The 12,953-nt window shown below is 50.6% G+C and carries 7 protein-coding genes; 6 read left to right on the top strand and 1 reads right to left on the bottom strand.

Annotation, left to right across the window (positions count from 1 at the left end; genetic code table 11):
- Window positions 1–221 precede the first annotated feature (221 nt).
- The 6 genes from ICL55_RS29230 to ICL55_RS29205 are packed head-to-tail and all read left to right on the top strand — an operon-like array spanning window position 222 to window position 11,775.
- On the top strand, window positions 222–3,380 hold the full coding sequence (locus ICL55_RS29230) for a SusC/RagA family TonB-linked outer membrane protein (RefSeq protein WP_188104363.1): 3,159 nt from the start codon (window positions 222–224) through the stop codon (window positions 3,378–3,380).
- Between the two features lie 26 nt (window positions 3,381–3,406).
- On the top strand, window positions 3,407–4,978 hold the full coding sequence (locus tag ICL55_RS29225; RefSeq protein ID WP_188104361.1) for a RagB/SusD family nutrient uptake outer membrane protein: 1,572 nt from the start codon (window positions 3,407–3,409) through the stop codon (window positions 4,976–4,978).
- A gap of 18 nt (window positions 4,979–4,996) precedes the next feature.
- Window positions 4,997–6,211, top strand: a complete 1,215-nt coding sequence (locus ICL55_RS29220) for a glycan-binding surface protein (protein ID WP_188104359.1) — start codon at window positions 4,997–4,999, stop codon at window positions 6,209–6,211.
- Window positions 6,212–6,235: 24 nt separating this feature from the next.
- Complete coding sequence (locus ICL55_RS29215) at window positions 6,236–8,323, top strand: beta-galactosidase (RefSeq protein WP_188104357.1); 2,088 nt, start codon at window positions 6,236–6,238, stop codon at window positions 8,321–8,323.
- Window positions 8,324–8,342: 19 nt separating this feature from the next.
- Window positions 8,343–9,920 (top strand): GH39 family glycosyl hydrolase, encoded by a 1,578-nt coding sequence (locus ICL55_RS29210; RefSeq protein WP_188104355.1) that lies wholly within the window; start codon window positions 8,343–8,345, stop codon window positions 9,918–9,920.
- Window positions 9,921–9,930: 10 nt separating this feature from the next.
- Window positions 9,931–11,775 carry a cellulase family glycosylhydrolase gene (locus ICL55_RS29205; protein ID WP_188104353.1) on the top strand — a complete coding sequence of 615 codons (1,845 nt, stop codon included), beginning with the start codon at window positions 9,931–9,933 and terminating at the stop codon, window positions 11,773–11,775.
- Between the two features lie 52 nt (window positions 11,776–11,827).
- Here ICL55_RS29205 and ICL55_RS29200 read toward each other — a convergent pair whose 3' ends face one another.
- Window positions 11,828–12,739 (bottom strand): sugar phosphate isomerase/epimerase family protein, encoded by a 912-nt coding sequence (locus ICL55_RS29200; RefSeq protein WP_188104351.1) that lies wholly within the window; start codon window positions 12,737–12,739, stop codon window positions 11,828–11,830.
- Between the last annotated feature and the right edge of the window lie 214 nt (window positions 12,740–12,953).

Raw genomic sequence — 12,953 nt, 5'->3', positions numbered from 1 at the left:
TTCAGGAGATATCGCCGGATGGTGTTTTGTTCCCGGTAAAGATGCGGTTTACCGGGAACATCCGGCACACCGTCGACGATACTCATTCTGACAACACCCTCTCATTGCACAACCGGTAATACCCCTGATTCTCGAACGTTCATGCAATCGGATTTCCATCCGATTGCTTTGGGGTACTTACTGGTGAATACCAGAAATTTTGCTGTCCTAAAAAAATTGTTATGCGCTCAACCAAAATAAATCGCTTTCAGGCAATGCTGCCTGTATGGCTGCTATGGGCACTCCTTGTCAGTACCTATGGTTTTGCCCAAACTCCCGGAATAAGCGGTACTGTCTCTCATCAGAAGAATGCTGCCCCTATACCGGGAGCTTCTGTTACCCTAAAAAATACCAATCGTCATGCTGTCACGGATGAAGCCGGACGTTTCTTCATCGATGCGTCGGCAGGAAATGTATTGATCGTTTCCATGATGGGATTTCAAAAGAAAGAAGTAATGATCACGAATACCGGCACTATCAGGGTGGAGCTGGCAGAGACTATTTCCCAGTTGGAAGATATAGTGGTGATCGGCTATGGAAAAACAAAACGTAAGGATGTTACCGGTGCTATCTCTTCTGTCACAGGAGATGAGCTCCGGAGAACGCAACCGGTCACTTTCGATCAGGCCTTGCAGGGAAAGGTGCCGGGACTGGTGGCACAACAGATTTCCGGGCAGCCCGGAGGAGCGGTGTCCGTGCAAATACGTGGCATTTCTTCTTTCGGCGCCACCACCCCGCTGTATGTCATCGATGGGGTGATCATTGGTGGCACGGCCTCACCAGGCGCCGGTACCAATCCCCTCGCAGGCATCAATCCTTCTGAGATTGAATCCATAGATGTCCTCAAAGATGCTTCTGCTACTGCCATCTACGGTTCTCAGGCTACCAACGGCGTGATCGTCATCACCACCAAAAGAGGATTGATCGCTCCGCCGGCCATTACCTACGACATGTACACCGGCTTTCAGCAGCTGCCTAAGAAAATGCCGTTGATGGACCTGCGCGAGTATGCTGCTTTTATCAATGAACGCAACAAAGGCCTGGGTTGGGGATTCGACACCCGCCCGGAGTTTGCCAACCCGCAATATTTGGGGGGAGGTACCAACTGGCAAAAAGAGCTTTTCAGAAACGCTCCCATGTACAATCATTCATTGACTGTTAACGGCGGGGATGCGAGAACACAATACCTGCTATCCGGCTCGTACTTTAAACAGGAAGGCATTGCGCTGGGGTCCGACTTTAAACGGCTTTCGGTAAGGCTTAACCTCGACAATAAAACGACCGACTGGCTGAAAATCGGTACCAGCCTGCAACTGATCAACATCAAAGAAAACGTGAATGCTACCAGCTCGAATGTGATCAACACTGCATTGAGCCAAACACCGGACATCGCAGTAAAAAATACAGATGGCAGCTGGGGAGGTGCTTATAATCCCAACGGGTGGGTCAATAGCACGGTGAACCCCTATGCCATCGCACTGATTAATAAAGACCAGGTAAACAGAAATCAGCTCTTTGGGAATTTATACGCTGAAATCTCTTTTCTGAAAGATTTTGTGTTGAGAAACGAAGCCACTGTGAGCTTTTCCATGGCAACGGAAGATCGTTTTAATCCTTCCTATACCTTCGGGCTCGTAAAAAATATCAATAACAGTGGCGCGTATATCTATAATCAAAACCTGTTTACCACCGTCAGAAACTTTCTCACCTATTCACATCTTTTTAAAAACAGGTACCATGTGAATATGCTGCTCGGACATGAAGCGCAGTTAAGCACTAACGAAGGCACCAGCGCCACCCGCTCCAATTTCCCTTCCAACAATGTGCAGGTTATCAGCAGCGGTGACCCTACCACAGCGGCTAATACGGGCATTAAAGGCCAGAGCGCACAGGAGTCCTATTTCGGTCGCCTGAACATGGGTATCCATGATAAATACCTGTTCACTGCCAACGTACGCGCAGACGGGTCTTCGAAGTTTGCCCCGGAAAACCGCTGGGTAACTACCTGGTCGGGTGCATTCGCCTGGAAGCTGAAGAACGAAGATTTTTTACAACAGTTCCAACAGATGAACGACCTGAAGTTAAGGTTGGGATATGGCCTGACCAACAACCAGAATATCAGGGACTACGCTTATACCTCTACGCTGACCACGGTAGCAACGGGCCTCACGGGAGTGGCGCAACTCACTGTCAACGTAGGCAACCCATATGTGCAGTGGGAAAAAACCAAATATGCGAACATCGGACTGGACGGAACATTTTTTAACTGGCGGCTGAATTTCTCCGTCGATTTTTATAACCGGAGAACAGACGGACTGGTGATGCAGGTCCCGCTGCCGTTGTATTCCGGAACGGCCATCGGTTGGGCGCCCGGCTCACTGGATGCTCCTTTTGTGAACATCGGAACGGTCAATAACAAAGGCTTCGATTTTAGGATCAGTTCCACCAATATCCAGGGAAAAAAATTCACCTGGAAAACAGACGTTACTGTTTCACGTAATATCAATGAAGTGATCAGGCTGAATACCGACGGCGCTTCACTGGACAGGCCCTATAGCAAAACTGTTGTGGGCAGGTCCATTGGTGAATTCTACGGCTATGTCATCGATGGCGGCGTTTTTGCCACTCAGAAAGATTTTGAGACCCATGCACTGCCGGTAAAGAACGGGGTGCCGCTGCCCGTGGGCGCCGCTGGTGGCAGTATCTGGTATGGAGACCTGAAGTTTAAAGATTTTAACGGCGACGGTATCATCAATGAGCTGGACCAGACCTTCCTCGGGTCGCCCATTCCAACATATCAGATCGGCCTGAATAATACTTTCTCCTATAAAAATTTTGATCTCAACATTTTCTTCAATGCCAACATCGGCAACAAAGTATTTAATCAGCTTCGGATAAACGGTGATTATCCCGGTACCAGTTTCGGTTATCTCCGTTCGCTCATGAACTATGCACAGCTGGCGCTGATAAATCCGGAAGGCTCTCCGACGGATATCAAAAACGTCTATGTGAAAAATCCGGATACCAGGATCGTTGGCCTGAGAAATGACAATACCAATGATAACAACCGCAACTCAGACAAGTTTGTGGAAAGCGGCACTTTCCTGCGATGCAAAAACATATCGCTGGGGTATGCGCTGCCGGACAAGCTGCTCAGTAAAATCCGTATCCACTATCTGCGGTTGTATGTCAATGTTTCCAATGCATTTATCATCACCAATTATTCGGGCCTGGACCCTGAAATCGGCTCCTGGGACCCGCTGAGTGCCGGTATTGACAATGGATTCTATCCGCAGCCACGGACGTTCACCATTGGCGCCAATGTAAAGCTGACCAAATAAAGTAATTCACGCTAATTCGGATCGTTATGAAGTCTATCATAAAAATATTGTTCTGCCAGATACTGGTGACCATGCTGGCGGGATGTTCAAAAAGTTTCCTCGACCGCCCGCCGCTGTCTCAGATCAGCGCGGATAATTTTTACCAGTCCACCAATGACCTGCGATTGGCCACAGCGGCACTGTATGCGGGCTCTCCCTGGGGCGACTGGAACTACAGTTGTTACCTGCCGGTGGGGGATGTGCTCAGTGGCAATCTGGCCGTTGGGTATTGGGGAGACGCTGTACAGTTGAACACCTTCTCTGTCACCGGACTAAATGGAATTATGATTTCCAACTGGAAGTCGATGTATAACATCATTGCGCATTGCAATGTTACCATCAACGCTATTAAACAGAAAGCGCCGGACAGCATTTCCGCAGGAAACAAAAATGCCGCCATCGCGGAGGCCCGGTTTATACGTGGCTTCGCCTATTATAACCTGGCAGTGCACTGGGGCGCAGTACCGGTGATAGAAGATAACAGTAAACTGGTGATCTCCCCGCTGGTCAACCGGATAAAGACGGAAGATGTATTCCGCTTTGTGATCAGCGATCTGACTTTTGCAGCGCAAAACCTGCCGTCCGCAGATGTGGCGGGGAGGGTGACTACCTGGTCGGCGCAGGGTATGTTAGGCAAAGTGTATCTGACGGCAGCAGGCCTCCATCATTCAGGCACACGCGATCAGGCGCTCCTGGACAGCGCCCGGAAATATGCCGGCAATGTATGCAGGAACAGTGGCCTGTCACTGCTGCGCAATTATGCCGATATTTTTAAAACACAGTTTAATGATAACCCTGAATCATTATTCGCTTTGCAGTGGGCACCCGGTGGCGCCTGGCTGGAAGGAAATATGTTACAGATCTATTCGCCCGGCGGCGCAGAAATATCTGCTAACGGTCAGCCTGGATGGTTCAATATCCGTCCTACCGTAGACCTGTATAAGTGTTACACCTCGCAGGATTCCGTCAGGCGTAAAGCCACTTTCATGCTGAAGGGGGATTATTATACGGAGCTGAATGCCGCCGGTGGTGGGTATCACTTTACCGGCGACTGCGGATTAAAAAAGCATATCATCGGGACGAACAAAGATAACAATGCCCCCACCATGACGCTGTCGTCCTCCACAGAACATAACGCCTTGCTAAGGCTGGCAGACGTATACCTCATTTATGCAGAAGCGGTGTTGGGTAATAATGCTGCTACCAGCAATGCCGAGGCGCTGCTTTATTTCAACAAAGTGCGGGAAAGGGCAGGCATAAATCCGGCTCCGTCGATAGACGCTGACAGCGTGCTCATAGAACGCAGGCTTGAACTGGCGGCAGAAGGGCAGTACTGGACAGACCTCGTGCGTTTGTCGTATTACAATCCTGTGAAGGCGATCAGCAAATTGAACGGGGAAGCGCGGGTAACGTTTTCCTACACTAATAATGTGGTCACGCCTGCCGATCCCTATGGTGTGATCACGCCTGCCACCATCCACAGCTTTTCTTTTCCGGTCCCTTCTTCCGAAGTGACGGCTAATCCTAAGCTGCTGGAGCCTCCGGTATCCTATTACTAACATGTAAAAATTATTCCAGTGAATAAATTGATCTCAAACTCAGTCAGCAGGTTGTTGTTATGGATGCTCGCCGGGGTGATGACACTGGTGCAGGCTGCCTGCAGGAAAGACCGAGACGGCAATGGCCCCCTGATCACACAGGTGAGAAATTATGCGGCCTCTCCCAATGATACGTTGTTGACGGCGGTGCAGCCGGGGCAATGGGTCGTATTGTCCGGCCAACACCTGCAGGGTGCCCTGGCGGTGACGTTCAACGGCGTGCCTGCCAGTATTAAAAGCGTCATGTTTTCTGATACCAGTGCCGTCATGCAGGTGCCGGAAGTAATACCTTTTCCGTCTGTTGCTGCTGAGAACCTGAATGTCATCCGGTATATCACGCCGAAGGGCACGGCTACCTTCTCTTTCAATATTGAGGCGCCACCGCCGGCCATCACCGGTGTTTCCAATGAAAATGCGCATGCGGGCGATTCTGTATACATATATGGCACCAATTTCTTTTTTACCAAACAGGTCACTTTTGCCGGCAAACCAATCCATGATTTCACGGCGACGGCCGATGGCACATCTATTGGGTTTATCCTGCCGCAGCTGGACCATAGCGGCAAAGTGGAAGTAGTCACAAAGTCCGGCGCAGATTCCACCCAATACAATGTCAACGACCTGGCCACCGGTATGCTCTGCAATTTCGATGATATTAATCCATTCGGTTGGGGTACGAACCTGGAAAGCACCGGTACAGACTTCCCCGGTAACAGCGGCACATATGCCGTGCTGAAAAACGGCGTGCTGGCCGGTGGCGACGGCACCTGGTGGGGCGATCAGCGCAGCATCAATACCAATGAGGTGCAATGGGTGCCGCATGACAGCCTGCAGGTGGCGATAGATCAATACGCACTGAAATTTGAGATCAACGTGCCGTCAGCCTGGAACGGCACGACCATCTACATCGTCAGAAATTACAGCAGGGACTATCTGGCGCGTTATGAACCGTGGCAGAGCGCCACGGGCACGGTTGCCAGCTATGTCACCAAAGGCTGGCGTACCGTGACCATTCCCTTTAGCAGTTTCCGATCGAACGATGGCAAAGGCGTGAGCGCCACGGACCTGACGACATTACTCACCAGCACCGGCGCAGGCCCCGTGAACATCCAGACCGCTAATTTTTCTGCTTCGCCTACCGCTACCGGGTTGTATGCCGCTATTGACAATATCCGGGTCGTCAAAATCAAATGATAGTTTCATGATAAAATCTGGTAAATGAAAAAAAGTATTTCGCTGTTATGGCTATTGGCGACACTAACGGTGTCGCAGGCTTTTTCCCAACAGGACCATCCCTTTTTCCCGGCTAAGCGCCTGATCACAACGGGTATTTATTATTATCCCGAACATTGGGACCCGGACCTGTGGGAGCGCGATATCAAAAGGATTTCGGAGATGGGTTTTGAATTTGTGCACCTCGCGGAGTTTGCGTGGAGCAAGATGGAACCGGAAGAAGGGAAGTTTGATTTTGTGTGGTTGGATAAAGTAATGGACCTCTGCGCAAAGTATCACCTGAAAGTAGTGATGTGTACGCCCTCGGCCACGCCGCCCGCCTGGCTACGCTACCAGTATCCCGAAACTTTTCAGATGAACAGCCAATATATCCGCGGCGAGCATGGCACCCGCGGCCTGGGATCGGTGGCAAGCCCGGTATACCGCCGCCTGGTGGAAACCATCGTCACTAAAATGGCGCAGCGGTATGGCAAAAATGAAAACGTGATAGGCTGGCAGCTGGATAATGAACCGGATGCAAAGCCCGATTTCAGCCCGGCTTCACAGGAGGCGTTCCGGCAATGGCTGAAAAATAAATATCACGCTATTGACACCTTGAACACGGTGTGGGGCAATGCCTTCTGGAGCCAGTGGTACAACAGTTTTGACCAGGTCTTCATTCCGAACGTGAACCTCGTTGGCTGGTGGGGCAGCAACCCGCATGCCGTGCTCGATTTCAAACGATATATGGCCGATGTGCAGGCGGAATACCTCGATTTTCAGGCGCGTACCTTACGTGTAAATATTTCACAACATCAGTTCATCACCACCAATTATACGGCCGTGTCTCCCGGCGCTGATCCACGGCGCACGAAGCAACTGGACTTTGCTACGTACACCGCTTACCCGAATGGCGGCACTAATAACATCGGCAAACAGGGATTCCGATTAGGTAACAGTAACGTGATCCTCTTCGCCGCCGAATATTATAAATCGGTGGGTGGTGTTAGCGGCGCCATGGAAATACAGCCGGGAACGGTGAACTGGGGCAACTTTACACCGTTACCATTGCCAGGTACAGTACGCATGTGGCTGTACCACATTTTTGCGGCTGGTGGAAAGCTGGCATGCTCTTATCGTTTCCGACAGATCAACTACGGCGCGGAACAGTATCATTCCGGTATTATGCTGACAGACGGAGTGACGCCGTCGCCGGGCGGCAACGACTATATGCAGTTCATGAAAGAAATGAACACGCTGCGCAAGGAAGCCGATGTCAAAGCGCCTTTACCGGAGAAGCTGGCGAAACGTTCTACCGCCATCCTCTGGAACCTGGAAAACTACTGGTCTTTTGATCAGCAGCGACAAACCCGGCAATGGGATTCCTGGAATTATCCGATCAAATTCCTGCAGATAGCCAAATCTTTCGGCGCGCCCACAGAGGTAGTTGCAGAAACAGCGGATCTCTCGAAATACAAATTTGTGATCGTACCGGCTTATGAATTGGTGGATAGTGGGTTGATAAAGAAATGGGAGACATATGCTGCTAATGGCGGCCATCTGATCATCACCTGCCGCACGGCGGCCAAAAACCGCGCAGGCTACCTCTGGGAGACCGGTTGGGCGGCTCCCTTATCAACGTTGATAGGCGCCCGTATCAATGCCTTCGATATGCTGCCCGACCAGTATTACGGAGACGTACAAACGAAATCCGGCCATTACAACTGGAACAACTGGGGAGATCTGCTGCAGCCGGATGCCAACACAGAAGCAGTGGCCGTCTACAATGATCAGTTTTATAAAGGCGCTGCCGCAGTGGTAAAACGAAAGCTTGGCAAAGGTTCTGTTACCTATATCGGCGTAGACACTGATGACGCGAAACTGGAAAGAGACGTGTTGCGGGATGTCTATACTGCGGCGGGGGCCACTACGGAAAATTACCCGCCGGGTGTGTTGGTCTACTGGCGGGACGGTTTTCATGTGGCGGTGAATTACGCCTCTGATGACTACACTATGAACATGAGCGCGGCTGCCCGCGTACTGATCGGAGAAAAGACCATAAAACCAGGTGGTGTGCTTGTCTGGAAAGAATAACCTGTTGAAAAAAAACGAAATGAAAAAATACTGGTATGTGATGGCTGCGGCGTTCTTACTCACTACAGCAACAGCCACTGCACAAAGAGACCATCATCAGGATCGGGCAATAAATGTTGACCTCAGAAAAACAGCCGGACCGCTGCCCGCCATGCTCAATGCATGTGTGGGCGCAGGCCGTGCTGCCGAAGGACTTCGTGCCGACTGGCAGCAGCAGCTGGCTTATGTCAAAAAGGAATGTGGCTTCCGGTATATCCGCATGCATGGACTGTTAAACGATGAAATGGCCGTCTACAGTGAAGACGAAAAAGGCAATCCGCAATACAACTACATGTATGTGGACGCACTGTTCGATTTCCTTCATAGTATCGGGATGAAGCCTTTTGTGGAACTGGGTTTTATGCCCACAGCACTGGCCAGCGGGCCTAAGACCATCTTCTGGTGGCGCGGCAATGTGACACCACTGCGGGACTATCAAAAATGGGAAAAACTGATTCGAAACCTGGTGGCCCATTTTACAGAGCGGTACGGTGAAGAGGAAGTGAAGAGCTGGTACTTTGAAGTATGGAACGAGCCTAACCTGGACGGTTTCTGGGCCGGCAGCCAGGCAGACTATTTTAAGCTGTATACACATGCTGCAAACGGTATAAAAAAAGTCAATCCCGCTTATCGTGTAGGCGGTCCCGGTACCGCAGGAGCAGCGTGGGAGCCCGAAATGATCGACTATTGTTATCAAAACAAAGTGCCGCTCGATTTTATCAGCACGCATGCCTATGGCGTAAAACAAGGATACCTCGATGAATTTGGCCATTCCGGTACCGTGCTGGATAAAAATCCCGCGAGTGTCAGCGGAGATGTGTTACAGTCAAGAGCAGAGATCGAAGCTTCGAAAATGCCGGGACTGGAACTGCATTATACCGAATGGAGCGCGTCCTACACGCCGGCAGATCCTATCCATGACAGTTATCATGAAGCGGCCTATGTGCTGCAAAAATTAAAGCAGGTGGGCCATGCGGCCAACTCTATGTCGTATTGGGTCTTTACGGACATCTTTGAAGAGCCGGGGCCGCGGTTCACACCCTTCCATGGCGGTTTCGGCATGCTCACTATCCAGGGGATCAACAAGCCGGTATTTTACGCTTATCAATTGCTGAATCGGTTGGGCAGTACGGAACTGGCCAACAAAGACGCTTCATCATGGGTATGCCGCGATAACACCGGAAACGTACAGGCGTTGGTGTGGGATTTCACGAACACGCATCCGGGGGATTCCGTGCATAATCAACGGTATTATGTCCGCGATCTTCCATCTAAAGCAAAGGGAAAACTGCAATTGAATATTGCGGGCATGGCCGCAGGGCAGTATGCTGTGGAGCTGTATAAAGTGGGCTACAATTGCAACGACGCCTATACGACGTACCTGTCACTGGGCAGGCCGGCACAGCTGAATAAACAACAGTTGGAACTGATAAAGCAGCAGAACAACGGGGCGCCGGTGTCGCGCACCATCATCTCCATTAATGAAAAAACACCTTTCACGGAAACAATTGATATCCGCGAAAATGATGTCTTCCTAATCAATATCCTCAAACTTTAACCGTTTTTTTATGCTACGTACAAATGTTCAACACTGTATTAAGCGTTGCATGCGCATAGCGGTGCAACTGCTGCTATTCCTTTTTACGGGCCTGCAGCTGTCCGCTCAATTGCCTACGGCGCAATTTATTGCCGGCAAGATGAAGGTAGGGTGGAACCTGGGCAACACGCTGGAAGCCATTTGCGGAGAGAATGCGTGGGGCGGCGCCGTTACGCAAGCCACCATCGACGCCGTGAAAGCATCCGGCTTTAATACCATCCGGCTGCCGGTTGCCTGGGACTGCCACAGTACCAACGGCGTGATAGATCCGGCGTGGATGGCCCGCGTAAAAGAAGTGGTAGATTATTGCATGCGGGATAGCCTGTACGTCATGATCAACATCCACTGGGACAATGGCTGGCTGGAAAATAACATTACGCCGGCCGCGCAGGCACAGGTGAATGCCAAACAGCAGAACTATTGGACGCAGATCGCCAATACTTTTAAGAACTACAATGAACATCTGTTGTTTGCCAGCGCCAATGAACCTGCTGTTGACGATGCCACGGGCATGTCGGTACTGTTGTCTTATCATCAGACATTTGTCAATGCCGTGCGGGCCACCGGTGGTAACAACAGCTCCCGTACCCTGATCATTCAGGGGCCGAGCACGAACATCGATAAGACGAATACCCTGATGAACACGCTGCCTGCTGATCCTATTGCCAACAGGTTGATGATGGAAGTACACTACTACGATCCTTCCCAGTTCGCTCTCATCACGCAGGACGAATCATGGGGCAAAATGTTCTACTATTGGGGCGCTAACTACCATTCCACTACAGACACCTACCGGAACGCCACCTGGGGAGAGGAGAGCTATATGGACACAGAGCTGAATCTTATGAAAGCAAAGTTCATCGATAAAGGGATACCCGTGATCATCGGGGAATTTGCCGCTATCAAAAGAACGCTCAGTCCTCCTTCCGACCAGGCGCTGCACGATGCCTCCCGGTGGCACTTCTACGATTACCTCGTGCGTGCTGCAAGGGCCAGGGGACTTATTCCCATCTGCTGGGACATCAATAAACAGATGTACGACCGCGCCACCGGGACGGTGCTGGACCAGGAAACAATCTCCACTATCATGCAGGCCGCCGGCAATACGCCCGGGTATGTGAGACTGGTGAACCGCGCCACCGGCCTGCTGGCAGACGGTATGTACAGAAGTACCAATGGCGCTAACACCGGGCAGTGGAGCAATAGCGGCAGCGATGCACAGCAGTGGGTTGTGGAAGCGGCCGACGGTTATATCAGGCTGAAGAACCGGGCCACCGGACTGTATCTCGATGGGATGGGAAGAACACCGGACGGCGCTGTGGCCGGTCAGTGGAGCTTCAGCACCAGCTACAACCAGCAATGGAAGCTGGAAGTGACAGGCAGTTATATCAAACTAAAGAACCGTGCCTCAGGGCTGTACCTGGATGGACTTGGGCAAACAGCTAATGGTGCTGACCTGGCGCAGTGGTCAGGCAGCAGCAGCTACAACCAGCAATGGACAATGACGGGCGTGGCATTGGCGGGAGCGCTGACCGCAACAACTGCAGCTGCAGGGTTATCCGGTCCGTCCACGAAGGAACTGAACGTATACCCGAATCCGTTTACCACTACCTTCAGTGTTAAGGCAGATAAACAGGATAAAATAGAACGTATTACCATTATCGATGCCTCCGGGAAAACGGTGGAAGTAAAAGTACATCCATCGGCTTCAGACCTTTTGTCGATGGGAGCAGCACTGAAAACAGGCGCTTATGTAATAGAAGCAAAGGGGAGAGGCTGGACAAAAAAATGCAAGGTGGTCAAGATCGTTCAGTAGCAATGAGCTTCAGCGTTTCCGGTACTCCCGGAGTACCGGAAACGCCTTGTACTTATAAGAACTTTTGGAGTTTGCGCTGAAAGAAATCCGCATTTTCGGCGATACTGTTCATCGCGTTGCCGGTGCGGAAGTTGCCGCCCTGCTCGAGGAAATAATACTGCATGCCCGCCATACTGTAATCCGGCAGGATTTTCGTATAGTCGATGGCGCCTTTGCCTAATTCAGTATAGTCCTCCGTTGTACGGTCCATGTCTTTAATATGCCACATCACAAAACGCCCCGGTTGTTGTTTGAAAAATTCAATCGGCTGTTTTTTTGCGGCGCGTACTACCCAGTACATGTCCATTTGTAATTTTACCAGTTCAGGATCTGTTTCCCGCATGATGATCTGGTAGCCGTTGATGCCGCCATGGTCCGTAAATTCGAAATCATGGTTGTGATAAGCAAACCCGAGACCGGCTTTCTTTACCCGCGCGCCAATGATGTTGAGCCTGGAGGCCAGTAGTTTAAACTTGTCAATGCTCCTGTCTTCCGGCGCCAGCCATGGCCAGGTAATATACTTTTGGTTCAGCCGCCCGGCACCTGCTATACATTGATCCACGTAGGAGAGGAGTTCTGTTTCCGGTGCGTTCAGGTATTTGAACAGATCATAGTGGCCACTGGCGGTAGTAAGTCCGTTGTCCTTCAACAGCTGGTTGAAGTCTTTCGCGCTGCGGCCATAGTAGCCAATTTGCGCCGGGTCGAATCCGTACGTTTCCACATCCTGGTATCCCAGGCTGGCTACTTTTTTAAGCGTACCGGCAACATCTTTTTCCATGGCTTCGCGGATGGTATACAGTTGCAGGCCCATTTTAAACCGGGGTTTGGCTAGTGAGGCCAAGGCAGAAGAAGAAATAAGGGCCGCCGCGGCCGCCATACCCGACCGGGCGAGGAAATTTCGCCGGTTGATGGAGTCCAATTTCATAGATAACAGATTAGGTTTATTAAAAATAAAACTAAATAACTGTTTAGTTGACAAATTATTTTGTAATGGAGAAAGAAAGTTCAGCATGCTTATCCTGTTCGTTAAAACGTTTGTCTTAACTGTATAGTGTTGTGCTCTGTGTGTTTGTTTTTTGATGTGGAAAAATAATTGTATAAATGACATTTTTTAGTTTTATTGCAAAGAGATAAAATTC

It is taken from the genome of Chitinophaga varians (genome assembly GCF_014529945.1).
In the GTDB taxonomy this organism is placed as follows: Bacteria; Bacteroidota; Bacteroidia; order Chitinophagales; family Chitinophagaceae; genus Chitinophaga; species Chitinophaga varians.
Note: the sequence above shows the minus strand (reverse complement) of the source record. Positions and strands in the feature narration are given on the sequence as shown.